Annotated in this window: 25 protein-coding genes and 2 pseudogenes; 19 read left to right on the top strand and 8 right to left on the bottom strand. The window is 43.0% G+C overall.

Features of this window, described 5'->3' with window-relative positions; all coding sequences use genetic code 11:
• Positions 1-487 precede the first annotated feature (487 nt).
• From H6G48_RS00870 to H6G48_RS00850, 5 genes are all read left to right on the top strand, one after another.
• Positions 488-2056, top strand: a complete 1569-nt coding sequence (locus H6G48_RS00870; protein ID WP_190718163.1) for a YcjF family protein — start codon at positions 488-490, stop codon at positions 2054-2056.
• A gap of 80 nt (positions 2057-2136) precedes the next feature.
• Positions 2137-2733, top strand: a complete 597-nt coding sequence (gene yqeK, locus H6G48_RS00865) for a bis(5'-nucleosyl)-tetraphosphatase (symmetrical) YqeK (RefSeq protein ID WP_190718160.1) — start codon at positions 2137-2139, stop codon at positions 2731-2733.
• Between the two features lie 55 nt (positions 2734-2788).
• Positions 2789-3193 (top strand): ribosome silencing factor, encoded by a 405-nt coding sequence (gene rsfS / locus H6G48_RS00860; protein WP_002739249.1) that lies wholly within the window; start codon positions 2789-2791, stop codon positions 3191-3193.
• A 5-nt stretch (positions 3194-3198) separates the two neighbouring features.
• Positions 3199-3702 carry a CGLD27 family protein gene (locus tag H6G48_RS00855; RefSeq protein ID WP_002763155.1) on the top strand — a complete coding sequence of 168 codons (504 nt, stop codon included), beginning with the start codon at positions 3199-3201 and terminating at the stop codon, positions 3700-3702.
• A gap of 22 nt (positions 3703-3724) precedes the next feature.
• Entirely contained in the window at positions 3725-4678 is a 954-nt protein-coding gene (locus H6G48_RS00850) for an asparaginase (protein WP_190718157.1), read from the top strand.
• Positions 4679-5022: 344 nt separating this feature from the next.
• On the opposite strand, the gene H6G48_RS00845 is transcribed toward H6G48_RS00850, so the two are convergent.
• Positions 5023-5736, bottom strand: coding sequence for a PEP-CTERM sorting domain-containing protein (locus H6G48_RS00845; protein ID WP_190718154.1), 714 nt, complete (start codon positions 5734-5736; stop codon positions 5023-5025).
• Between the two features lie 162 nt (positions 5737-5898).
• Between H6G48_RS00845 and H6G48_RS00840 the strand changes: the two genes are divergently transcribed.
• From H6G48_RS00840 to H6G48_RS00825, 5 genes and pseudogenes are all read left to right on the top strand, one after another.
• Positions 5899-6393, top strand: a complete 495-nt coding sequence (locus H6G48_RS00840; protein WP_002763166.1) for a helix-turn-helix domain-containing protein — start codon at positions 5899-5901, stop codon at positions 6391-6393.
• A 54-nt stretch (positions 6394-6447) separates the two neighbouring features.
• Positions 6448-6753, top strand: coding sequence for a type II toxin-antitoxin system HicB family antitoxin (locus H6G48_RS00835; protein ID WP_190718151.1), 306 nt, complete (start codon positions 6448-6450; stop codon positions 6751-6753).
• 83 nt (positions 6754-6836) lie between these two features.
• Positions 6837-6926 (top strand): annotated as a pseudogene (locus tag H6G48_RS27035) (divergent PAP2 family protein); the annotation flags it as partial.
• Positions 6927-6970: 44 nt separating this feature from the next.
• Positions 6971-8128 (top strand): AAA family ATPase, encoded by a 1158-nt coding sequence (locus H6G48_RS00830; protein WP_190718148.1) that lies wholly within the window; start codon positions 6971-6973, stop codon positions 8126-8128.
• Positions 8129-8130: 2 nt separating this feature from the next.
• Positions 8131-8772 carry a DUF3226 domain-containing protein gene (locus H6G48_RS00825; RefSeq protein ID WP_190718145.1) on the top strand — a complete coding sequence of 214 codons (642 nt, stop codon included), beginning with the start codon at positions 8131-8133 and terminating at the stop codon, positions 8770-8772.
• 86 nt (positions 8773-8858) lie between these two features.
• On the opposite strand, the gene H6G48_RS00820 is transcribed toward H6G48_RS00825, so the two are convergent.
• Both H6G48_RS00820 and H6G48_RS00815 read right to left on the bottom strand, forming a co-directional pair.
• Complete coding sequence (locus tag H6G48_RS00820) at positions 8859-10712, bottom strand: peptidoglycan D,D-transpeptidase FtsI family protein (RefSeq protein ID WP_190718142.1); 1854 nt, start codon at positions 10710-10712, stop codon at positions 8859-8861.
• Positions 10713-10924: 212 nt separating this feature from the next.
• Positions 10925-11482: a hypothetical protein gene (locus H6G48_RS00815; protein ID WP_190718140.1), complete on the bottom strand. Its 558-nt coding sequence runs from the start codon at positions 11480-11482 to the stop codon at positions 10925-10927.
• Positions 11483-11612: 130 nt separating this feature from the next.
• Between H6G48_RS00815 and H6G48_RS00810 the strand changes: the two genes are divergently transcribed.
• Positions 11613-11765 (top strand): hypothetical protein, encoded by a 153-nt coding sequence (locus tag H6G48_RS00810; protein WP_190718136.1) that lies wholly within the window; start codon positions 11613-11615, stop codon positions 11763-11765.
• Positions 11766-11809: 44 nt separating this feature from the next.
• On the opposite strand, the gene H6G48_RS00805 is transcribed toward H6G48_RS00810, so the two are convergent.
• The 3 genes from H6G48_RS00805 to H6G48_RS00795 form a co-directional block, all read right to left on the bottom strand.
• Positions 11810-13174 (bottom strand): GTP-binding protein, encoded by a 1365-nt coding sequence (locus H6G48_RS00805; RefSeq protein ID WP_190718133.1) that lies wholly within the window; start codon positions 13172-13174, stop codon positions 11810-11812.
• A 244-nt stretch (positions 13175-13418) separates the two neighbouring features.
• Positions 13419-13883, bottom strand: coding sequence for a 2-amino-4-hydroxy-6-hydroxymethyldihydropteridine diphosphokinase (gene folK / locus H6G48_RS00800; protein WP_052588148.1), 465 nt, complete (start codon positions 13881-13883; stop codon positions 13419-13421).
• Positions 13880-14590: a sirohydrochlorin chelatase gene (locus H6G48_RS00795; RefSeq protein WP_190718193.1), complete on the bottom strand. Its 711-nt coding sequence runs from the start codon at positions 14588-14590 to the stop codon at positions 13880-13882. Before H6G48_RS00795 ends, folK begins: the two co-directional genes overlap by 4 nt.
• Positions 14591-14885: 295 nt before the next feature.
• Here H6G48_RS00795 and H6G48_RS00790 point away from each other — a divergent pair, with 295 nt between their 5' ends.
• The 3 genes from H6G48_RS00790 to H6G48_RS00780 all read left to right on the top strand — a co-directional run bounded on the left by H6G48_RS00790 (position 14886) and on the right by H6G48_RS00780 (position 16206).
• A complete protein-coding gene (locus H6G48_RS00790; protein ID WP_190718131.1) occupies positions 14886-15158 on the top strand; it encodes a hypothetical protein in 273 nt (90 codons plus the stop codon).
• Positions 15148-15735 carry a hypothetical protein gene (locus H6G48_RS00785; protein ID WP_190718128.1) on the top strand — a complete coding sequence of 196 codons (588 nt, stop codon included), beginning with the start codon at positions 15148-15150 and terminating at the stop codon, positions 15733-15735. The genes H6G48_RS00790 and H6G48_RS00785 overlap by 11 nt, the downstream gene beginning before the upstream one ends.
• Before the next feature lie 204 nt (positions 15736-15939).
• Positions 15940-16206, top strand: coding sequence for a hypothetical protein (locus H6G48_RS00780; RefSeq protein ID WP_190718125.1), 267 nt, complete (start codon positions 15940-15942; stop codon positions 16204-16206).
• Here the strand turns inward: H6G48_RS00780 and H6G48_RS00775 are convergent.
• Positions 16203-17867 carry a transglutaminase domain-containing protein gene (locus tag H6G48_RS00775; RefSeq protein ID WP_190718122.1) on the bottom strand — a complete coding sequence of 555 codons (1665 nt, stop codon included), beginning with the start codon at positions 17865-17867 and terminating at the stop codon, positions 16203-16205. The genes H6G48_RS00780 and H6G48_RS00775 overlap by 4 nt on opposite strands.
• Before the next feature lie 112 nt (positions 17868-17979).
• Here H6G48_RS00775 and cofG point away from each other — a divergent pair, with 112 nt between their 5' ends.
• On the top strand, positions 17980-18867 hold the full coding sequence (cofG, locus tag H6G48_RS00770) for a 7,8-didemethyl-8-hydroxy-5-deazariboflavin synthase subunit CofG (protein WP_190718119.1): 888 nt from the start codon (positions 17980-17982) through the stop codon (positions 18865-18867).
• A 437-nt stretch (positions 18868-19304) separates the two neighbouring features.
• Positions 19305-20618, top strand: coding sequence for a cytosine deaminase (locus H6G48_RS00765; protein WP_190718116.1), 1314 nt, complete (start codon positions 19305-19307; stop codon positions 20616-20618).
• Here H6G48_RS00765 and H6G48_RS00760 read toward each other — a convergent pair.
• Positions 20595-20936, bottom strand: a complete 342-nt coding sequence (locus H6G48_RS00760) for a DUF952 domain-containing protein (protein ID WP_190718114.1) — start codon at positions 20934-20936, stop codon at positions 20595-20597. The genes H6G48_RS00765 and H6G48_RS00760 overlap by 24 nt on opposite strands.
• A 235-nt stretch (positions 20937-21171) precedes the next feature.
• On the opposite strand from H6G48_RS00760, the gene H6G48_RS00755 reads away from it, so the two are divergent.
• From H6G48_RS00755 to H6G48_RS00745, 3 genes and pseudogenes are all read left to right on the top strand, one after another.
• Complete coding sequence (locus tag H6G48_RS00755; RefSeq protein WP_190718109.1) at positions 21172-22167, top strand: L-lactate dehydrogenase; 996 nt, start codon at positions 21172-21174, stop codon at positions 22165-22167.
• 253 nt (positions 22168-22420) lie between these two features.
• A complete protein-coding gene (locus tag H6G48_RS00750; RefSeq protein WP_190718106.1) occupies positions 22421-22753 on the top strand; it encodes a hypothetical protein in 333 nt (110 codons plus the stop codon).
• Between the two features lie 271 nt (positions 22754-23024).
• A pseudogene (locus H6G48_RS00745) lies at positions 23025-23227 on the top strand (ISL3 family transposase); the annotation flags it as partial.
• Positions 23228-23337: the final 110 nt, after the last annotated feature.

Here is a 23337-nt window from a genome sequence, read left to right as displayed (position 1 = left end):
TCAAGTCCCCGCTTACAATTCGGTCATCTTATCACTAAACTTATTATCTTACCCCTTTTCTGGCCCGAGGGAATAGGAAGTGGGGAAGTGGGGAGAAGGGAGAATAAATAAAAAGCTATCCCCTGACCCCTGAATACGGCTGCATCTCACATTTGCAGGAATACCGACAATCAGCAACTGTCAGTGACTCTTAGATGACGATAAATGTATCAGCAGCTGCCTGTAAGCATCCCACCGAAAAACTAATGCGCGGGGGGGTGTTTGGGGGGTAGAACCCCCCAAAAGCTGGGATTGAGCGATAAAATCGCAAGTAACGCCCAATTTGAGCAGAGAGTTTCCCTTTAAAAATCCCAACTTAGTAGATTTACAGAAATTGGCTGATGAATAAAAACAATTATGACTATAGATAATAGTCTATTCTAGTTCCCGACAATCGGCCGGCAAAGAACTAAGATCAAGATCAAGCAATCCCCTACCGTTAAAGCTAATGAAATTACCCCGTCTTGCCACTTTAATCATTGGTCTGAGCTTTATTTTCGGATTAATGTTGTGGTTAGTCAACTCTATCTATCGTCTTTACATCCAGATCGCCTTTACCGCTCCTATCTTAGCTAATATTCTGCTTTTGCTGATTATCGGACTGCTGGGCTTGCTGATCTACATTCTTTTGTACTACTTTTATCTGCTGCCCCAGCGCCAAAAAAGTCGCCGCGGGTTGCGTTCTTCCTCCCGTCCACCCCTAAAATTACCGGTAGAAAAAACCGAGGCCGCCGGGGAAACCTTAAAAGCTATCCGGCAACAAGTGGAGCAAATTCAAGATAAAGTAACCCAACAGGTTTTTATTAAGCGTTCCCAAGAAATTGAGCGAAGTTTAGCCAGAAAAGAAGTTAAAATCATTGTTTTCGGCACGGGATCGGCGGGAAAAACCTCCCTAATTAACGCCCTCATCGGTCAAATGGTGGGCAATGTGGAGGCAACCATGGGAACCACGGAAAAAGGGGAAACCTATAGTTTAAAAATGAAAGGTGTGAATCGGGAAATTCAAATTACCGATACCCCCGGCATTCTTGAAATTGGTGCAGCCGGAGGTCAAAGGGAACAGTTAGCGCGACAATTAGCCACGGAAGCAGATTTACTTTTATTTGTCATTGATAACGATATTCGACAATCGGAATACGGCCCTTTATTGCGTTTAATTGATATTGGTAAACGTTCTCTCTTAGTCTTTAATAAAATCGATCTCTATAGCGATGAAGATCGAGACATTATTTTAAAACAATTACGAGAACGTCTAAAAGGAGTGGTCCTTTCAGCCGATATTATTGCCGTCGCCGCTAATCCCCAACCAGTACAGTTAACCGGTGGACAAATGATCACACCGGAACCAGATATTTTAGCTTTAATTAAACGTTTGGCTTCAGTTTTACGGGCCGAAGGGGAGGATTTGGTGGCGGATAATATCCTCTTACAATCCCAAAGATTAGGAGAAGAAGCTAGGAAAATTATTGATCGCCAACGTCGTCGCCAAGCTGATAAAATTATCGCTCGCTATCAGTGGATCGGTGCGGGAGTGATTGCGGTGACTCCCTTACCAGTGTTCGATATGTTAGCAACGGCGGCGGTTAATGCTCAAATGGTCAGGGAAATTGGTCAAGTTTATGGCTGTGAAATTAACAGCGATCGAGGCAAGGAATTGGCTCTATCTTTGGGCAAAACTCTAGTTAGTTTGGGAGTAGTGAAAGGAGCAGTAGAATTATTAGCCAGAATCCTACAGTTAAATTTTACTACCTATATAGTCGGTAAGGCAATTCAAGGGGTCAGTGCCGCCTATTTAACCCGCATTGCCGGCAAAAGTTTTATTGAATATTTCCGTCAGGATCAAGACTGGGGTGACGGTGGTATGACGGAAGTGGTACAAAGACAATTTCAACTCAGTCGCAAGGAAGAATTTATTAAGTCTTTTGTGGCCGATGCGATCGGTAAAGTGGTACAACCTTTTCAGGATGATTGGCAGCAAGAAGAAGTTTTAGAAGCTAGTTGCGAGGATGATTGGTAAAGATCGAACCCGGGAGCAATAGGCAAAATTGTATAGTAATTGTTACAATCGTTTTGGGGTTCCACAAGGGCAAAAAAAAGATGCGACAGCAAGTTATCGACTGGTTAAAAGAAAACGTCAACGAACACCGTCTGCGACATATTCTCGGTGTGGAGACCATGTGTATTGATTTAGCTCGTCATCACCATCTCGATCCCGTCCAAGCAGGGCAAGCGGGATTACTACACGATCTGGCTAAATTTTTCAAGCCCAAAAAACTGCTAAAAATGGCGGAATCGGCGGGAATAGACGTGGATAATATCTGTTTATCCCATCCCCACTTACTCCACGCCGATGTCAGTGCAATTGTCGCCCAAAAAGAATTTAACGTTACCGATGAGGAAATTCTCGAAGCAATTCGCAATCATACCCTCGGTAAACCCAATATGAGTGATCTTAGCTGTATAGTCTTTATTGCCGATGCCTTGGAACCCAATCGCGGCGATACACCCGAATTAAACGCCCTACGACAACTCAGCTATCAAAATCTCCATAAAAGCGTTCAACAAACCTGTGATTATTCCCTAAAATATCTTTTAAGTAGCCATTGTCCCATTCATCCCCGCACCGTGCTAACGCGCAACTGGGCGTTACAAATTGTTAAAGAACAACCAACAAAAACTAAAACCATTGATTAACATAATCTCAAGACTCGCTTAAAACCACCTCAGCCAAAGGATAACTACAACCTGAATGACCAATCCCACTGGAATTATTACCCCCGTCGCCGAAAATCTCAAGACCGAAAATTTTCTAGAGACAATTGTTACCGCTGCCGAGGACAAGAAAGCAGGGGACATCGCCATCCTGAAAGTCGCCGATATCTGTTATTTAACCGATTATTTTCTGATTATTACCGGCTATTCTACCACTCAAGTGCGAGCGATCGAGGATGCGATCGAAGCTGCTATGGAACTAGAATGGCAGCAATCCCCCCGACAAGTGGAAGGAAAAAGCGAAGGTAGCTGGATCCTGATGGATTATGGCGATATCATTGTCCATATCTTTTTACCAAAAGAGCGAGAATTTTATAATTTAGAAGCTTTTTGGGGTCATGCCCAACGTATTCCTCTACCTAGCGACCATTTAGAGGAGTAGAATCCATGAAATCCTCCCTTGATTTCTGTCCCGTCCCGGAAGAACAGCAACCGGTTAACGAGTACGAACAATTAAAAGAATCTTGGTTTTTCCGTTGGGCGACGCTAGATGTAGCCTCTTATACAAAAAAAATTGTCTGGTTATGGTTATGGACATGGTTAATTGTCGGACCGATTGCCGCCGCTAGTTTTCCCCTCAAAAAGGCCCCTTTTCTCTTCTTCTGCGCGGGGATTTTTGGCTCGACAATTTTGGTAGGATTGGTGTTATTGCGCTTGTATCTGGGCTGGATCTACGTCTATGATCGCTTGCAATCGGAGAAAGTATTTTATGAAGAGTCGGGCTGGTACGATGGCCAAATCTGGACAAAAACCGCCGCCATTTTAACCCGCGATCGTTTAATCGTCTCCTATCAAATCCAGCCCATTCTCCAGCGTTTACAAAAAACCGCCCTGATTCTAGGGGCAATTGTCGCTATCAGTGGTCTTTTCTGGCTATTTTTCACTCACTAACCGCAACCAATCACCAATCTGAATGAATAGGGTAAAACGTACACCAACCCACCGCTTAGAAATTCATCTCCTCCGGGAAGGCATTATTGAATCGGTCCATCATGTCGAGGCCGCTATTTGCGATGACCGCGGCCGGGTATTATCCACCGCCGGCAGCGCCGAAACTAGCGCCTTTATTCGTTCGGCCCTGAAACCTTTTCAAGCACTGGCTGTCATCAGTACCGCCACCCTCGAACGCTACGATCTCAACGATAAGGATCTAGCCATTATCTGTAGTTCTCACCAAGGCACGGTGGAACACGCCCGTCAAGTCTTTAATATTCTCTGGCGCGCCGATATCGATCCTAATGCCCTGCAATGTCCTCTCCCGGAAGGTAAACCCAGTCGCTTGCAGTACAATTGTTCTGGTAAACACGCCGGGATGTTAGCGGTGTGTCAACAGCGTGGCTGGCCGTTAAATAGCTATCTGCGGCGTTCTAGTCAGATACAGAAGCTAATTCTCAGCAAAATTGCCGAATTATTGGGGATGCCGGGGGATGAATTAATCAGCGCCCACGATGACTGCGGCGCGCCCACCTATTCAATGCAGTTGGGGCAAATGGCCCATCTCTACGCCCAGTTAGCCTCTGGCAACCGTTTAGACTTAGAAAGAATCGTCCGGGCGATGACCTATCATCCCCGCATGGTAGCAGGAGAAGGGGCTTTTGATACGGAATTAATGCAGGTTAGCCAAGGGGAAATCGTCAGTAAAGCCGGGGCCGAAGGTATTCAATGTATTGGGCGCGTCGGTGAAGGTTTAGGATTAGCAATTAAAGCCCTAGATGGTTCCAAACGGGCTAAATATGCCGCCGCTTTGCAAATTCTCAAACAGTTAGGCTGGATTACTCCTAATGTGGCCGAATCTCTCTCGGAAAAATTCCTCAAAATCGGCAGTTATACCCGCTTGGAAGTGGTGGGAGAAATGGCTTTGTTATAAATAGTGGGTAGCTGTTAAAAATTGTCAGATACCCCCCTTAATAAGGGGGGACTAAGGGGGGATCAGCACCCCCCTTATTAAGGGGAGATCCCCCCGCCTATCGGCACCCCCCTTATCAAGGGGGGCAGGGGGGATCAGAGGCAAAATCTATCTTCAATTTAATTATAACCAGCTACTTAGAACAAAAACTTTTTTTTGGTGTGTTAGGGCAGTATTTATATCTTGATTTTTTTCCCTAAAAACAAGGCATTGCCTAACCCAACCCATTTATATCAAATTATAGCCCATAAAAATCCCCCTCAATTCTGTAAAATTAAGGGGCATGAGTTATATTAATGGGCAATTTAGCCTATTTTGGTGGTTTCTTTTTCGATAGAATGATGGCGTTTAACTTGGCGTTTTATGGTTGCACCAGCACCGAGTATTCCTAGAGAAAAGAGTCCTAAAGTTGAAGTGGGTTCGGGAACTTGTATAAGGCGTGTATAAACTACCTCAACATCAACAGGTAAATCTATAAAGCCTACCTCTATAAGGGACTTGCGTGGGAATAATATCCCAGCCAGAAAATCGCTCTCTAGAAGAATAAGACCAGCCCTAAATGGTACATTATCAAAGCGCAAGTCCCTAAGTCCTGGTGGTTGGACTACTTTTTTACTAGAACTTACATCAACGTTAACGGAATCCGTAAAATATGGAATATAAAATGCATCTGTTCCTAAAGATTCAAATGACAGATTTTCAGATACATTAGTAATATAAAAGTTTATACCCTGAGCAGAAGCATTCATGGCAGCTAAAGCATCTTCTTCAGTAAACACATCAAATAGTGGAGGTGTACCATAGATATCATTTACTGTTCCTCGTTCAAGAATAATATTGTAGGTTTTTGAGATACCCGTACTTGGCAAAGTAAAAGACACTCCATTTACACCTTTGATTACACCAGGACTTGAAAATACAAGTTCAACGGCCTGACTTGGTAAACTAACAATACAGGTTGTTATCCCTACCGTAGCAATAGGTACAGAGAACAGGGCGCAAAAACGAAGAAACTTCATAAAAAAACTCTATCAGTAAAATAATTAATGAAAGTGTAAATAAATCAAAATTTACTTTCAAGACCCATAAAAGCCCTATAAAGAAATATAAAGACACTAAGTTTGCATTTTGCGCTATAATATCAGGCAATCCTGACTTAACTCCCTGTTTAAAATCATCCTATGAACTCATTCGATATTCAATCTTTTATAATAACTATTGATGAGCTTGTTTTCTCCCATACAGGAGAACATTTAGACGATCTTCAGCATGAAATCTTAGAGGGAGTCGTCAATCATCAAAAATACGCCGAAATAGCTCAAAAAAATCATCGTTCTCAGAAATATATCAAGGAAACAGCAGGTAAATTATGGAAAACCTTATCAGAAATATTAGGACAGGAAGTCAGTAAGGCTAACATTAAATCGAGTTTACAAAGATATTGTTATTCTAATTTCTCTAACTCTAGTAATATTAAAGACGTTATACAAATCAATAGCGGTAATTTTTGTACTGGAAAAGAGAACAGTGAATTACCCTCATCTAAAATTTATCAACAAGCTAAATTAGAAACCATTCCCGAATTAATCAAAGAAGGATTAACTATCGAACAAATTGCTAGAGTTTTAAAACTTCCCCTAGAATTAGTGCGATCGCAATTAGAAGAATTTGAGTAAGTCCCCGGCAACATCACTTATAATATAGTTATCTTATTATTACCCTGAGCCAATATGAAAGTAAATGTTATTTTAGAACCAAGCGAGGAAGGAGATTATAATCTTTCTGTTCCTTCTCTCCCCGGTTGTATTAGTGAAGGACATAATCTCGAAGAAGCTTTGAGCAATATTCAAGAAGCTATGGAACTTTGTCTCGAATTAGAGGAAAAAGAAAGACGAATTGCAGAAGGTAATTATACGATAAGCGATTTTAACCAAAAAACTCAACAAGTCATTCAGAATATTGAAGAACAAAAAACCTTAACTGTTTGCAAGGATGAGGTTGAACTGTATCAGCAGCTAGGAATTTATTGTCATTAATCTCTAGAGTCAGCGATTCCCTCTGTAGTCATGTTTTTGCTGGTTTTCTGCCCCGAAACCAGCTATAATGCTCGAAAGGTGAAAAGGGACTAAAAGCGCTGATTGAGTTAATCCGCGATGGTAAGGTGAGTCTGCGCTATCTAGTCTCGTCGGGGGCTTTGGCTACTGGGGTTGAGATAAACTAGATTTAATAACTGAAAATCCGGGGTAATCACTCATGTTACAATCCCTAAAAATTGAAGGCTTTCGCGGGTTTCAGAATTTTGAGATGGCCAATCTTGGTCGAATTAATCTCTTAGTGGGTAAAAATAATAGCGGTAAAACTTCTATTTTAGAAGCGATTCAGTTTTTGTATGCTCAGAATAATATAGATATATTTCTTGAAACTATTAGCTATAGAGGTGAGTTTGGTTGGTCAGAAAGTAATCTACCTAGTCGCACTAAAGTTTTTGAAATTTGTCATTTATTTCCTGGGCATGAAATCATCCCAAGTAAAAAAATTATCATCAGTGGATATGGCAAATCCTATCTAGCAAGTGTTACCATTTCTGTTGAAAGCATTCCTATACAACTATCTTTATTTTCAGACAAAAATGATGATATAAATCAAAATAATGATAACAATTTCGACGATGAGGAATGGGGTAAACTTATTTTAAGTATTGGATGGATTGGCTCACAAAAACCTATTGAAATGGAACTTCTTGCCAACGGTACTCTTGCCAGAGATTCTATAAGAAGAATAGCTAGTTTAAGCAGAATTTCCCATAAAATAGGTATTGATAATAAAATTAAATTGAAGTTCTTAACACCATTTTCTCTAACAAGTTCTGATATGGCAGCACTTTTTGATAACATTGTTCTCTCTCCTTTAGAAGATTTAATTATTGAATCTTTGAAAATTATTGAGCCAAAAATTGAAAGAATAGCCATTGTTGGTTCTGGCAAGTATTTAACTTCAAATAACCTAGGTGTTAGAGGTGGGTTTTTAATCAAAATTAAAAATCATGATCAACCTATACCTATTGGCAGTTTAGGCGATGGATTTTGGCGAATGTTAGGATTAGTTTTAGCAATGGTTAATCTTGAAAATGGAATTTTATTAGTTGATGAAATTGATAGCGGATTGCATTTTACTGTCATGACTGATATGTGGAAAGTAGTCTGGGAAACCGCCAAAAAACTCAATATTCAGGTATTTGCCACCACTCACAGCCGCGATTGTTGGCAAAGTTTAGCCGAATTAATTACCGAAGAAAAAATTACCGATAACGAGATTACTATTCAAAGGATAGATAGGGAAAAAAGCCAATCTGTAATCTTTGATCCAGAAGAAATTGTTATTGCTGCTACAAGTAATCTTGAGGTGCGGTAACAATGCCTAAAATAGAGACAAAAAAGTTATTAGTGGAAGGTGCAGAGGAATTGAGAGTTATTCCCCAATTAATGGCAGCAAATGGAGTTACTTGGAATAGAGGGGAAGAACCATTGAATATCATAAATTGTGATGGTGTTGAAAATTTACTAAAACCTAAATATATCTCTACGCAACTAAAAACTCCTAACGGACTAACTCATTTAGGAATTATTATGGATGCGGACGAAGAACCTGATAATCGTTGGAAAAGTTTATATAATGCCTGTTTACCAAATATACCTAGCTTACCTCAAAATTTACCAGCAGCGGGATTAATTATGACTCTAGAATCGGGGATAAAATTCGGTGTGTGGATGATGCCAGATAATCAATCTAGAGGGATGTTAGAGACTTTTTTAGCCTATTTAGTTCCCGATAATAATCTTTGGCAATATACACAAAACAAGGTGATAGAGGCAAAACAACAGGGGGCAACCTATAGAGATTATCATCTAGATAAGGCTAATATTCATACCTATTTAGCTTGGCAATATCCGCCGGGGAAACAACTTCACGATGCAGTAAAACAAAGAATACTTAATCAATCCCATCCCCAATCGGCAAATTTTTTGAGATGGTTACAGGAGTTATACGAGATTTGATAGAAGTATGGATCGAAATGGGAATGACAGCCCCATAATATTTCTCTGTGCTTTGTTAAATAAAGCCTCTTTCAAAAAGACTTAAATTAATCGTGCCGCGGGGGTTTATTGGTCGCAGAACCCGCCGGAACGACCTTGGAGGTGGGGGGGATACCTTTGAGGGAAATGAGCGTATTCATCACCGTTTTTGCCACTGGAGCGGCAACAGTGGAGCCAAAAGTATTGGCACCCTTGGGTTCATCCACCACCACCAAAACCACATAACGGGGCGATTCGATCGGTAAAATCGCCACAAAACTGGTAATTTTGGCGTTAGGTAGATAACCCCCCGTCGGACTAGCTTTTTGTGCGGTTCCCGTTTTGCCTCCGATGCGATAACCGGGGATTTGGGCCGCTACCCCCGTCCCCTTGCTGACGACGGTTTCCATCATTTCCACCACTTGCCGGGCCACGGTGGGAGAAAAGACTTTTTTGCTGGGATAACCGGGCCGCCAGTGCAAACGGCCGCGGTCGTCGGCTAATCCTTTGATCACATGGGGAGTTACTAAGGTGCCACCATTGGCCAGCGCACCGTGCAACTGTACTAATTTTAAAGGCGTTAGGGATAAACCTTGACCAAAGGAAGCGGTGGCCGATTCAATGGCATTATCCAGAAATTCTTGTTCGGGTTTGAGATATCCTGCCACTTCTCCGGGTAAATCTACGCCAACCCTTTGATTTATTTCCAATCCTAATAAACTTTTATAGAAATCAACTCGCCCCATTTTTTGGGCAATTTGCACCATGGCCACGTTACTAGAGGTTTGCAGAACTCTGGCCATATCTAGCGCCCCATAACCCTGTTTAGAGGCATTTTTAATCGTCCAGGGACCGACAGTAATTGCCCCCGGATCATTGACTACCGTACTAGCTTTAATTGCCCCCGCTTCCATGGCCATGGCGACAATAATTGGTTTAAAAGTTGACCCCGGTTCGTACTGATCGGCTACGGTCCAATTTTTAAATAGAGCCACATTGGCTTTATAGTATTCGTTGGGGTTAAAAGTTGGCTCACAAACTAGGGCTAAAAGAGAACCATCAAGGGAGTCCATGACGATGACGGCTCCCCGTTTAGCATTAAATTTTTTTAGCTGTTCTCGTAGGGCCGTCCGCGCCGCTCTTTGTAGTTTTAAATCGAGGGTTACTTCTAACTGTAATTCATCAAATTGAAAGATACCATGGGGAACAAAAGCTGGTAAAATTCGCCCGTCTCCCATGCGTCTTGTATTGACAGAAAAGGGATCTCTTTCTAATAACTGACTGGAACCTCTCTCTAATCCTGCTTGACCACGATGTTCTTTATCTACATAGCCAATCACGTCGGCTGCCACATCGTCTTGGGGATAATAACGAGCGTACTTTTCCTCTAATTCTACACCGTCAAGAGATAATTGTTTTAAGCCCCTAGCCACGGATTCGGTTAATTGATTGGCTAAACGAATTCCTGTTTCTTTTTCTTTAAATTTTTGAATCAGTTGATTACTGGGAATATTTAATAAAGGAGCTAATTTATCAGCCACTTCTGCCGGCGGAATCGCAAACAGTTTTGGGTGTACATAAAGAGTATAAATCAAGCGATCGGTCGCCAAAACATTACCATTACTATCGACGATCGCCCGTCGGGGAATATAGGGTCTAATACTGGTAGTTTGCTGTTGTCTGGCTCTTTTTTGCAACTCCTGTCCTTGTACTATTTGCAACTGGTACAATCGCCAAGCTAAACCCACAATACCCATGACTAAAATCAACCACACCGCCACCAATCGCCCGTTACTCAAAGGCCAATTTTTTAACTTTTTTTGCCGTTTTTTGGCGTTTAAATAGGACTTTCTGTCCCGGATCCTGCCAGAGGGCGATCGAGTTTTTTTACCTCTAAATCTGGGTCTTTTTGTGTCAGTCATGAGCAGTATCTTTCAGTAACCAGTGAACAGTAAGCAGTAACCAGTGAACAGTAATCAGTAAGCAGTAACCAGTGAACAGTAATCAGTAAACAGTAAACAGTAATCAGTAATCAGTAATCAGTAAACAGACAGTAGGAAACTTCTATTTAATACTGCACACTTAAAAACTCACATCTGATAACTGATAACTGATAACTGATAACTGATAACTGTTAATAGGCACTTCTCGGTCGAGAATTGACGGTAGATTGGGGTTGAGAAGCGTTGGCAGGTTTCAGGTTAGGGGCAGATTTACGCTGTAAAAAGATAGTTTGGAAGGGTTGGGGATGAGTTAATCCGGTTTCGGGTTTTTCTGCTTGTTGAGCTAGTTGATGTTTAAGGGTTTCATTGGTGGACAAAAGATGGCGCTCGTGACGTTGCAGTGTTTCCAGTTTACCAAATTCTTTGTCCCAAACCTTGGGAATATATACCGTCCAAGCATATATTCCCAGAGTCGAACCCAACAGACAAAAAGTAATCACGGCCACTATTCTTTCTAGGAGGCAAAGGGAACGTAATTGACGCGAGGCTAATTGTTTTTGTGTCGGGGCCACGGGAACTCTCGCCACCGATTTAGTCGTCGGTTTGACGGTGGGAGTCGGGGAGGATTGAGTAACTGGTTTAGTAGTGGGGTTGGGGGGAGTTACCCGCGACTGGGGACGACGTTGACTCCCTTGGCTTTTTTGGCTAGGAACGGGAACGGGAATATAGGACTTATGGGCAGCAGACATGATTTTCTCTCAATATTTCTAGCTAGTTGTCGTTGTCAAAAATTAAGTTTCTAAAATTAGGAGTCGGTCATCAGTAGTCAGGAGTCGGTCGTCAGTGGTTCGTGTTATGCAATGGACGGGGTTATAAGGGATGAAACCATTATATAGAAAGACATGGCTGCGATTTTTGTCAATTGTTTTCGCTCTAAAACGAACTAATCAATTAAGTCTCTTGCCAGATAAGAATTTAGTCGATTTATGCCATCCGATCGAACCATGCCAAGTAACGAAGAACCATATTTAATTGATCACTGTTGCCTTTTTTCCTTTTTACTTTTTCCTTTAAAATCACTGTTCTAGTTCTAGACGTAAACGATATAAAATAGTTTGCGGATGAACTTGAGCGAGAATTTGATTGATCACCGTACTCGGTCCGGATGCCCCCCAACTACAACCGCGTTCTAGATAGATTTTAGCGGCTTTCCCGATGATATAGGTTCCATAAGCGGCAATTGCTCCCTGTAAGAGAGCGGTGCTACCGTAGAGGGTTAAAGAGGTGGGATTTTCAAAAATACTCGCCGCTGCCGCCGCCGTTTTGCCCAAACCGATAATCACAGTGCTGAGGATTTCCCCCACCAGCAACCCCGCACTACTCAAAAGTAGAGTCCGCCAGAGTTGACCAGCTTGGTGACTGGTAATCGGCAAGCCGTACAAACGAGCTAAAGCCCGAACTAGAGTTAAATCGACGATTGAAGCCCCTAGTAGGTCTAAAATAGCGATCGGATTGGCCGCAATCGCTAAAGCCTTATATTTCGCGTATTGCCAGATAATTTCCTCCGCTTGACTGTCCCGGAGTTCCAGGGTTTTTCTAGCGATATTTTCCTCCGCTTCTTGCCCTTGCACTAGAGCATTTAAGGCCAGCAGCGATCGCCCTTCCCGATTTAAAATCGTTAAGAGTTTATCTTGCAGCTCCTCAATTTGGGGGGGAGGGGTTTCCCACTCAGTCACCACGCACCCATCGGGGTATTCCACCCGGACGGGAATCGGTTGCGGTTCGGCGGCTACCATAACTATCTCATCGCTAGTTAACAAATCTTCTAACGTTTTTTCGTCCCGATTGGTTCCTAATCTCTGTAACTGCTGAAAAATCTGGCGGCGATCGGCTTCCGGATAGAGATCAATCTTATTAAACACCAAAATGATCGGTTTTTTCGCCTGGCGCAATTCTGCCAAGGCCTCGTATTCAGTGCGGGTAATATCCCCCGCGACGATAAATAAAATTAAATCGGCACTTTTAGCGACTTCTCTGGCCATATTCGCCCGCGCTTCCCCTTCAATCTCATCCAATCCGGGGGTATCGATTAATTCTATCTGAATTTTACCCGTGGCTGGTGTCCAACGCACCGATCGCGGCCAGCGTGTCACCCCGTGCAGGGGTCCGGTTGCCAGGACTTTTTGACCGACTAAAGCGTTTACCACCGAGGATTTACCGCGACTGACTAACCCGAAGGCTGCCACCCGAATCACTGTTTCATCCAGTTTATGCAAGGCCGATTTTAGGGACTGCAAATCCTGTTTAACGGCGGCCTGAAGTTGGGGATCGGGGGGATAATTCCAATGGCGGCGAAAACTGGCATACCAAGTTAAGGCCTGTTGTAAACTAGCTTTAGCCTGATTGTAATGAGTTTCCTCGAGGGATGGGGTCTTGGTCACGGTTGATTTTTTTACTGTTTATTGATGCTGCTGCTGCCTTTATTGTAGAGTTTCGGGGCGGTAACTGAGACGCGGTTATTTGGGGTTAGGGGAGGTGGGGAAGTGGGGAGGTGGGGAAGTGGGGTAGTGGGGTGGTGGGGAGTTGGGGAAGTGGGGAAGTGGGGAAGTGGGGAGCAGGAGAGATGGGGGAATTTCAACTAAAACCCTAAAACCCTAAAACCCTAAAACCCCAACACCTAACATCCTACTCCGCCAATCCCAATTGCCCCAATAGCTGAAGGATAGTTTTTCCGGTTACGGGATCTCGCCAATCGGGGGCAATTTCTGCCAGGGGAAGCAGCACGAAGGCCCGTTCTCGGCAGCGGGGATGGGGTATCTGTAATTCGGGCGTTTCTAAGATCAGGTCATCATAAAATATTAAGTCTAAATCGAGGGTACGCGGTCCCCATCTTTCCCGTCGGACTCTCCCGAATAACTGCTCGATTTCTAATAATTTATGCAGTAAATCTAAGGGCGATAAATCCACTTGCACAATGGCGCAACCGTTGAGATAATCGGGCTGAGGAGGGCCGACGGCTGCGGTTTGATACCATTGGGAATGAGCTTCTAGTTTAATTCCTTTGACTCGCTCTAATTCCCCTAAAGCTTGCCCTAAAATTGTCGCTGAATCCCCTAAATTACCGCCCAAAGCGATCGCTGCCCGCTTCATCCACATCCTTCCTCAACAATAATCTCGGCTAATTCCCCCGTCGCCCCCAAAGATTCACCTAAAAATATATTGACATTTGGATGCTTTTGTGATATGTCAAAAACTTGAGCTTCGATCGCATCCGTAATTCCACCAGCAAAGAGGAAATAGGGCAGTATAGCGATTTTTTGGCTACCTTGAGCGATTAAACTCCCGATTTGTTGGGATAAACTCGGTTCTATCGACCAATAAGCTGTAATTGCCCCAGAAAACGCCGCTAGATTTTCCACTTCCCGATTACCCCCGGGGCGACGACTACCGTGGGACAGTAAAATGCGGTCTTGGTGGCTTAAATCGGCAAATTGTCGGGATAACAGCGATTTTATGCCCTGATAACTGCCTAAATGGGGCTTTAACTCTAGCTTAATTGGCGCTCGCACTTTGGCCACGGCCGCGGGAATATCTTCTTTAACGTGAACCCCCGACAGGAGAAACAGGGGGATAATCTGCAACCGGTTACATCCTTGGCTTTGCGCTTGTTGGGCAAAAGCTTCTATTTGTTGATGGAGAGGTGTTATCGCTAATTCTAGGGCGGCAGTCCCTACTAATACCCGATTATCTGCTTCTAGAACCGCTATAGGTGGGCTAAACTCCGATTTACTCGCCAATCTTTCGGCGGGTTGACTGATTTTTTCCTGAACTAAGGCTGCTAATCGTGTCACCGCCATGGCTGGACGCGGATCGCGACTACCGTGGAAAACCAATAAGTAGGCTGAGGAGGTCTTCAAAGAAATCTTGCCAAAATAGTTTAGTTTTTAGCCTAATACATTTTCTCTCCCTTTAGGCATCAATGCCCCTGATATTCTCGATTTAGCTGGTAGCGGAAAAACCTCCCCACTAGACCCAAGTGCTACCATTTTACGGGATGTAAAGTGTGAGCAAATCAGCCCGCCGCCTTGAGTTAGTCTAGATATTGAGGTATAACCTAATTAATCGCCCAACTTAGTCAACGAGGCAGTTAACGTGAAAGTGGAAACAGACAGTAAACAATTACCCTCCTACGAACAACCACCCTTGATAGAAGTGGTAAAATTACCCACAGCTTTATCATCAGAATCTTGCCGGATAGACGCAGCAGCAGAAGATGATGATGAACTGGATTGTCGAGGAGTTTTTGTAGTTTCTCATCAAACGAAAATCTTATTTTCCGAAGAAGTAAACATTAAATCTCAGGAAAAATCCACTTGGAAACCTTGTGTTATAATTGATAATTCTCGAATCGAAGATGATAACTAATGACCTTTGGTATGAGGCGGTAGATGCAAATGTTGAGTTAACCCAAGGGGATATTATTCTTAATTGTCCTGTGGTTCGTTGGGCTTCTAAATCTGTTGAGGTAAGCAATCAAACAGAAATTGAAACACTTCGATCCTTAGTGGAAGTAGCTGAGATTGATCTGGTTGTTATCACCCAAGGCTGCGACTTAGAAAACAAGAAAGTCAATAATGTCATCCTTTGCCCTCACTTTGCTCTCAGCCAATATCAAGAATATTGGGAACAGACAATGAACAATATGAAACAAAATCCTACGGCCAAGGCGTGGGGGAGATATTGTGATGATATTAAAAATGGTTATATATGGAATCTTTCTATGCTCAACGAAGGGGAAATTGGCAACCTAAAATTAACTCATCGAATAGTTGATTTTCATGATGTGTACACTTTGCCGAGGACTTTTTTGGAATCCTTCTTGCAAAATAAACAGCAACCTCGACTTCGTTTACGTCCTCCCTATCGTGAACATTTATCTCAAGCTTTCGCTAGATTTTTTATGCGAGTTGGTTTACCTACAGGAGTAAAAAAAGTCTGGTAATAGATAAATCACCTTAACTTTTACCAATAACTACCTATAGGGAAAGATTGGTTTTTTGACGATTCGATAAATCCTATGGTTTCCTATCCACAGTTCTAGCTTTGTGGGCGATTTGGTTCACTTGATAACGAATTATTGCGATCGCTTGCCAGGAACTAATTTTCAGCGATAATCTAAAGTCAGAGTCCATCGGGAGATAAGATCATGAACTTTCGTCTAGTTCTATTTTCAGGCCTAGTGACGGCTTTAGTCGGGGCAGGTATCGGTTATGGCATTAGCCGCATTGAACGCAATCCCAGCCAAGTCAACTATAAAAATCCCTATAACTATCAAATCATCTATGGACGTTATTTTGCCAGTGCCGGAGCAGCCCTAGGCTTCTGTGTGGGTGCGGGTTTACAAATGGTCAAAGAACTCAAAGAAGAAAGAGACAGAGAAATGGGCATCCTAGATGATGGCTCAGAATTCTAGTCTTTTGGGGCTAATTCCTCAAGAATGATAAATTGAACGTGATTAATCGCTAAATCGCCGATGGGAACTTGGGTTTTTAACACCGGTTGTCCTTGACTGAGCATTCGTTCAAAGGGGATATCTTTGGCAATTTCCGTATGATACCAAGCTAAACCCATAAAGAAACGATTGGGATAGGGACCACCTTCAAAAATATCATCGGGATTGGACTCCATGGGAACCCAACCGATAGAGGGCAGATAAAATTCCATCCAGACGTGATTGTAATCCGGTTCGAGGGGTAAATTACGTTCGAGGGGATGGGGTGGGCATTTATAACGTCCTACCGTACGACAGGCAATACCATTGAGACGACACAAAGCCAATAATAAACCCACATATTCGCCACAGGAACCCACTCCGCGCCGCAGGGCAATATCGGGGGTGTCGATGTTGGGTTTGATGCCGTAGGAAAGCTGATCATAGACGTAGTTACGAATACTATAAACTTTTCTGAGTAGATTGGTTTCCCGACCGATCGCTTCTTGGGCAGCATTGAGGATAATTTCTGTATTCATAGCCAGATCATCATTATCGATCAAATAGCGATCGGGAAAATCGGCGGGTAAGGGTGGTAAATCTTCGCAATCTTTGGGAGTAATTTGGTATTTAATTCCCCACACTTCTAAGACCACTTTCCAACCAAAAATATGACGTTGTTTGGCGGTTATTTGCTTGAACTTAAATACTGCCACCCGCTGCCCATCCTGAATTTCTTCAGTAAAAGGCAATCCCACCGCTTCGACGCTGCGAATTTTTTGCCGCGGTGTTTCTAGGGGTAAAGCGATGCGCCATTCCACATCTTTTAGTTCGATATTATATAGAGGTTCCAATTCCTCGACGTAGGATAATTCAATCAGATAACCATTAGAAAGGGCGTATTTTTTAGCGGGATCGTAGTGAAAATATAGAGGATGGACAAAAGTACGCGGACGATAACTAAGTTCGTAAACCTGTTCGGAATTGGGATTATCGCGGATAAAGGGTTCTTGGAAAGCATAGGCCACATATAAGATATCCTTGCCACTGTTCGCATCGCGATAAAATGCTAATCCCGTCGGTGATTCAAAAGGAGTTATCATGCTAAAAAGCTGTTCTCCCGTGGCGCGATCAAGACAGTAAACCGTTTGTTCTAGGGTATCCGTTAGCCAAAGTTCTTCCCCGCGAATGGTGATATTTTCGATGCCGATACCCGGCGCGTACAAACGAGTAATTTCCTGTCCCGATTGGCGATCAAATATAAAGATTTGTCCAGAACGTTGACAAGTGACATAAATTGTGTTACCAGTTACGGCGACTCCGTTAGCGGTGTAGGGAAGACGGGTAAAAAATTTCGGGGTAAAATCTTCGAGAGTGCAGCAGTAGAGATTTTCGCGGGTAGTAAACCAGAGGTTATTTTGATCATCGATGGCCAATCCCGTCGTCCCGACGAATTCTTGCCAGCGATGGGAATTAAGTACAGTTGTATGACCAGTATCGAGGGCAATTTGGTATAAATAGCCGTTTTTTGCGTCGATAGCGATTAATTTGTTATCTTGAAATACAATTCCGTGCAGGGCCGTGGCGCTAATCGGACGAATCGTTTGACGATGGGAGGGAAGACTGGCAGGATCGAAAATCATAGGAGGAAGCGAAAAGGGAGAGCGTTTTTAAGTGAATAAAACAGCAATTCTTCCCACGATAGCAAATTTTATCGCCCTTGAATGCTCGTAATGAACTCCAATTCCGAAAAAAATGTCAAGAATTGTCACCTATAGTCCCTCTCATACCCTTGTACCTACCTACGAGTGTTTCAATCGTTGCAGTTATTGTAATTTTCGCAGGGATTTAGGCACTGATGGCTGGTTAAGTCTAGACAAGGCCAAAGAGATTTTAACTGCTTTGCAGGGTTCGGAAATTACGGAAATTTTAATTCTTAGCGGCGAAGTTCATCCTTTAGCAGCCAATCGAGAGTCATGGTTTCGGCATATTTATAATTTAGCAGCATTGGCTTTAAATATGGGTTTTTATCCCCATACCAATGCGGGGATTTTAACTTTTGCCGAGATGGAAAAACTGAAAAATGTCAATCTATCTATGGGCATAATGTTAGAACAAATGACGGTGACTTTATTAGATACCGTCCATCGTCATGCCCCCAGTAAAGTGCCATCCCTGCGCTTAGAGCAGTTACAATGGGCGGGAGAATTAGGAATTCCTTTTACCACGGGTTTATTATTAGGAATTGGTGAAACAGAATGCGATCGCTTAGTAACCTTAGAAACTATTGCCACTATTCATCAACGTTGGGGACATATTCAAGAAGTGATCCTACAACCCTACAATCCGGGCAAAAGAGAACAGTGGCAAAATAATCCTTTTGATCTGCAAAAATTACCCGATCTGGTTAGACAAGCTAGGGAAATTTTGCCCCCAGATATTGTCATTCAAATTCCCCCGAATTTAGTACCCGATCCTCTTTTTCTCTTGGATTGTTTAGCGGCAGGAGCGCGGGATTTAGGCGGTATTGGCCTTATCGATGAAGTTAATCCCGATTACCTCCATTTACACCCCGATAAATTAAAGGAATTTTTAGCAATTTATGGCTGGGAATTAAAGGCGCGACTACCGGTTTATCAGTAATCAGTAATCAGGGAAAAGATAGCACTGTTGATGCCATTTAACAATCCTTACTTAATACCCCTTAATTGATTATTATTCATTCTTAATTCTCCTGACAACCGACGACCGAGGCTGCATCTCATTTTTGTCAATCTACCAATTGGGATTTTTACGGGGAAACTCTCGGCTAAGATCGGGCATTACTTCCGATTTTATCACTCAATCCAAGCTTTTGGGGGGTAGAACCCCCCAAACCCCCCGTTGGGGGCGTGGCGCCGCCCCCAAACCCCGGAGCGCATTAGTTTTTCGGTGGGATGCTTACACGCGGCTGCTGATACATTTGTAATCATCTAAGAGTTACTGATAATTGCTGATTGTCGGTATTCCTGCAAATGTGAGATGCACCGACAACCGACTCCTAACCCTAACAACAATTTTTGATTTTTACCAGAGGTCTTATGATTCCCTCAAGCGAGCGCTACTGGCTCAAAAATGCTCATATTCCCGTTTCCCTGCTAGAAAATGAGAGTTTCTCTCCCCAAACCTCCGAGGGATTAACCTTAGTTAATCTGGAAATTAATGACGGTTACATTAATCGCATCACCTCAACAATCCCCCCCGAAGATAATATTCCCGTTATTGACCTCAAAAAAAAGATTGTTTTTCCTTGCTTTGTTGATATGCACACCCATCTCGATAAAGGTCATAGTTGGCATCGTTGTCCTAACCATGATGGCACTTTTGACAGCGCCTTAAAAATGGCCCTAGAGGATTCCCGACGGGAGTGGCGCTTAGAGGATGTGTATCGTCGCATGGAATTCGGCGTTAAATGCAGTTATGCCCATGGAACTGCGGCTATTCGCACCCATATCGACTCTTTTGGTCAACAGGCACAGATTAGCTTAACTGCTTTGGCAGAATTGCAACGACAATGGGCCGGTAAAATCACCCTGCAAGCGGTTTCTCTAGTTTCCCTTGACTACTATCAAACCTCCGAGGGAGCGGCCTTAGCCGATAAAATTGCCGAATTTGGGGGCATATTAGGGGGAGTAGCCTACACAAATCCCGATTTACAGGCACAAATTGATATTAGCTTCAAATTAGCCCAAGAAAGGGGTTTAAATCTCGATTTTCATCTGGATGAAAACGGCGATTCCGATTCTACCTGTTTAGCAGCGATCGCCCGTACTGCTATCAAAGAGCAATTTGACGGACAAATCATCTGTGGTCACTGTTGCAGTTTAGCGGTACAATCCCCTGAAATAATCCAAGAAACCCTAAATTTAGTCAAAAATGCGGGCATTGCTATCGTTAGCTTGCCGATGTGCAATCTCTACCTACAGGATCGTCAAGAGGAAAAAACCCCCTTTTGGCGCGGGACAACTAAGGTAAAAGAGATGAAAAAAGCGGGAATTCCGGTGGCTTTTGCCAGTGATAACTGTCGCGATCCCTTTTATGGTTTTGGGGATCACGATGGTTTAGAAGTCTTTACCCAAGCGGTGCGGATTGCCCATCTCGACACACCCTACGCTGACTGGGTAAATAGTGTCACCCTCACCCCAGCAAATCTGCTCGGATTGCCCCATTTAGGGCGCATTAAGACGGGTCTAGAGGCAAATTTGTTAATTTTCAAGGCTCGCTACTTTAGCGAGCTATTATCGCGACCACAGTGGGATCGCCTCGTGATTCGGCGCGGGTTGAGCATCGATACTACTCTCCCCGATTACCAAGAGTTAGATGATTTAGTTCTAGGAATTGAGCAAATCCTGTAAGGGTTTGACAAAAACCACCGATTCTAGGTTGATAGCACCGTAAATATGGGGAAAGGTCTCTTTTTCTAGCTCTAGAGTGGCATTTTCTGGGTTAGGATGTTGGGGCTGCTCCCATTTGACCGGGGACTGCAATTGTTCGAGAGAAATGGCTAAAACCAGCAAATCTGGCTGATTTTGATAAAAAGCGGCCACAACTTTCGGAATTTGTTCTAAGGTGGAGCAATGGATAAATCCCTCATTTTTTAGGGAATACGCCCGATATTCCCCCATTTCACGAGCTATTTGCCAACCTCTTTCTGTGGTGATGTGATAGATCATCGGTTCGCCTCCTACTGTCACTTTATCCCTAATTTTAGGATATAGCCTGAAGCTGTCAGCGGCCCTCAATTCTCTTAAACTAGGGGTCAGGGAATAAAGACAAGAAATTTGTCCGACCAATTACCAGAAAAAAATTGCCGATAATGGCCTCAAAATCTCTTGATAGTCTCCTTTTACCTGATATTAACCTTTTCCCCTTAAAATGAGCTTACCGAGCCAGTAACTGCAAAAATCTATGCTAGATAAAATATTTACTCCCAATCCCTACGCTGAAAAACCCGCGCCGCTGCGTCCTCGCAAGGGGGTAATTATCGGTGTTGGTCAGGTGGGGATGGCCTGCGCTTACTCGATGTTAATTCAAGACTGTTTTGATGAATTAATTCTGCAAGATATCGCCACGGATAAAGTCGAAGGGGAAGTGATGGATTTAAGGCACGGAATGCCTTTTATTGAACCCACAGACTTGAAAATGGGAACCGTGGCCGATGTGGGACAAAATGCCGATGTGGTGATTATTACTGCCGGGGCTGCCCAAAAAGAGGGAGAAACCAGATTACATCTCCTTGAGCGAAATGTGGCGATTTTTCGCCGTATTCTGGAGGATGTGGCTGTTTACTGCCCCAGTGCTTTGATTTTGGTGGTGAGTAATCCCGTCGATATCATGACCTATGTTACCTTGAAAATCACCAATTTTCCGCCTTCTAGGGTGATTGGTTCGGGTACGGTGCTAGATTCTGGCCGTTTACGCTCTCTTTTATCCACCCAACTCCATGTAGATGCGCGTAACGTCCACGCTTATATTATCGGTGAACACGGGGATAGTGAGCTTGCTGTCTGGAGTTCGGCCAATATCGGAGGAGCAAGGTTACTCGAAGGAGATTGGCAGGATTTAAGCGCGGCCGACCAAGAAAGCTTAACAGAAATTTTTCTTCAGGTTAAAAACGCCGCCTATGAAATTATCAAACGCAAGGGTTATACTAGCTATGCGATCGGTTTAGCTACCACGGATATCGTTAAAGCGATTTTACGTTCCCAAGAAAGAATTCTGACTATTAGCACTCTCCTCGATGGTCAATACGGTCTCAAAGATGTGTGTTTAAGTATTCCCTCGGTGGTTAACGAGAAAGGAGTGATTAAAACTCTGAATCTTGCTCTCAGTCCCAGAGAAACCCAACAGTTACATAATTCGGCCAAAATCATGCGCGATTTAATCGATCAACTCGAAATTTAACTGAGGGTTGGCTGAATAAATCTAAAAACATTGTTGGGTAAGATTTTAGATTTTTTGCCCTGAAAAAGTGCCAGACATAAGAGCGATCGAGGGGAAATTTTAGGCACTTTTTCCCCGAAAATTAGGTAATTGTGGGGTGGACTGAAGCAATTAGTGCTAGACTTCCCGAAAAGTCTATTTTATTTCAGCTTGTTGTATAGAACTTAGTGAAGCTATTAAATCAGAACCTAATCAGGAAATACTTTTTCAAATCTTGAGTAACGTTATTGCACATCTCCAAGAAGAACCGCGTCAGATGTATAAGGTTCAATACAACTTTCCCAATAGCATTACCACTCTTAATGGAGAATTTACCCCAGCAAGTGTAAGGCAACAAAATTACAATATGAATACACAAGGACAACCTTCTTACAGTAAAAATAAGCAATCACAATTGATTGGATTTTACTTTTCAATCTTAGCTCTAGTTCTAGTTGGTTTGCTGGCATTTGCTCCCCTTTCCATTGCAATTCAGCAAGTTTTTGTTGCACTTATTGCCTTGTTTTCTATATTTTCGTTAAGTGCCTTTAAGCGGTCTATAAAATAAAAAAGTGCGATGCCGAAGGCACTGGGTAGCAGCACGCCGCTCTGGTAGCTCTGGTAGGGTGCGTTAATGAAATGTAACGCACCTCTTTTTTTTCTAGTAGTAGCACCATGTCCATTCATTGAGGCAAGTGATTGTTGGGTAATTGGGTAAGACGCAGGTGATTATTGATTTAAAAACGAAGAAGATAATGTGTTTAAGGCATGGAAAAGGAAGGCTCTTCTAGGTTCTGTGTGAGCATGGTATAATGGTAACACAGAACAGGAGGTGGGTTATGTGGATAAATTTTGTCAACTCCTCGATTTACCAAATGTAACAGTGGTCAATTATCAAAAAATTGCTCAGACAATTTTCCTAAAGCTCGCTCTTTTAAATGAAACAATTGAATGTCCGAATTGCCATCAAACCTTGGACAGAATCAATCAGACAGAGTATAATCTAGTCAGAGATTTGTCAAGATTAGGCAATCGAGTATATAGCAATTCTTGGAGCTATGAGGTACAATAGAAAGCAAATAGACAAATAATAGAACTTACCAGCTTCCTATGAGACCCTATTCCGTAGATTTTCGCCAAAAAATTATCGAT

This window comes from Microcystis flos-aquae FACHB-1344 (assembly GCF_014698375.1).
GTDB classification, from domain to species: domain Bacteria; phylum Cyanobacteriota; class Cyanobacteriia; order Cyanobacteriales; family Microcystaceae; genus Microcystis; species Microcystis aeruginosa.
Note: the sequence above shows the minus strand (reverse complement) of the source record. Positions and strands in the feature narration are given on the sequence as shown.

Coding starts and splice junctions, on each gene's coding strand:
- H6G48_RS00855 (WP_002763155.1), top strand. CDS start 3,199: ATGAAATCCTCCCTTGATTTCTGTCCCGTCCCGGAAGAACAGCAACCG.
- rsfS (WP_002739249.1), top strand. CDS start 2,789: ATGACCAATCCCACTGGAATTATTACCCCCGTCGCCGAAAATCTCAAG.
- H6G48_RS00765 (WP_190718116.1), top strand. CDS start 19,305: ATGATTCCCTCAAGCGAGCGCTACTGGCTCAAAAATGCTCATATTCCC.
- cofG (WP_190718119.1), top strand. CDS start 17,980: ATGTCAAGAATTGTCACCTATAGTCCCTCTCATACCCTTGTACCTACC.
- H6G48_RS00755 (WP_190718109.1), top strand. CDS start 21,172: ATGCTAGATAAAATATTTACTCCCAATCCCTACGCTGAAAAACCCGCG.
- H6G48_RS00845 (WP_190718154.1), bottom strand. CDS start 5,736: ATGAAGTTTCTTCGTTTTTGCGCCCTGTTCTCTGTACCTATTGCTACG.
- H6G48_RS00815 (WP_190718140.1), bottom strand. CDS start 11,482: ATGTCTGCTGCCCATAAGTCCTATATTCCCGTTCCCGTTCCTAGCCAA.
- H6G48_RS00840 (WP_002763166.1), top strand. CDS start 5,899: ATGAACTCATTCGATATTCAATCTTTTATAATAACTATTGATGAGCTT.
- folK (WP_052588148.1), bottom strand. CDS start 13,883: ATGAAGCGGGCAGCGATCGCTTTGGGCGGTAATTTAGGGGATTCAGCG.
- H6G48_RS00850 (WP_190718157.1), top strand. CDS start 3,725: ATGAATAGGGTAAAACGTACACCAACCCACCGCTTAGAAATTCATCTC.
- H6G48_RS00830 (WP_190718148.1), top strand. CDS start 6,971: ATGTTACAATCCCTAAAAATTGAAGGCTTTCGCGGGTTTCAGAATTTT.
- H6G48_RS00795 (WP_190718193.1), bottom strand. CDS start 14,590: ATGGCGGTGACACGATTAGCAGCCTTAGTTCAGGAAAAAATCAGTCAA.
- H6G48_RS00785 (WP_190718128.1), top strand. CDS start 15,148: ATGATAACTAATGACCTTTGGTATGAGGCGGTAGATGCAAATGTTGAG.
- H6G48_RS00835 (WP_190718151.1), top strand. CDS start 6,448: ATGAAAGTAAATGTTATTTTAGAACCAAGCGAGGAAGGAGATTATAAT.
- H6G48_RS00825 (WP_190718145.1), top strand. CDS start 8,131: ATGCCTAAAATAGAGACAAAAAAGTTATTAGTGGAAGGTGCAGAGGAA.
- H6G48_RS00775 (WP_190718122.1), bottom strand. CDS start 17,867: ATGATTTTCGATCCTGCCAGTCTTCCCTCCCATCGTCAAACGATTCGT.
- H6G48_RS00870 (WP_190718163.1), top strand. CDS start 488: ATGAAATTACCCCGTCTTGCCACTTTAATCATTGGTCTGAGCTTTATT.
- H6G48_RS00780 (WP_190718125.1), top strand. CDS start 15,940: ATGAACTTTCGTCTAGTTCTATTTTCAGGCCTAGTGACGGCTTTAGTC.
- yqeK (WP_190718160.1), top strand. CDS start 2,137: ATGCGACAGCAAGTTATCGACTGGTTAAAAGAAAACGTCAACGAACAC.
- H6G48_RS00810 (WP_190718136.1), top strand. CDS start 11,613: ATGAAACCATTATATAGAAAGACATGGCTGCGATTTTTGTCAATTGTT.
- H6G48_RS00820 (WP_190718142.1), bottom strand. CDS start 10,712: ATGACTGACACAAAAAGACCCAGATTTAGAGGTAAAAAAACTCGATCG.
- H6G48_RS00760 (WP_190718114.1), bottom strand. CDS start 20,936: ATGATCTATCACATCACCACAGAAAGAGGTTGGCAAATAGCTCGTGAA.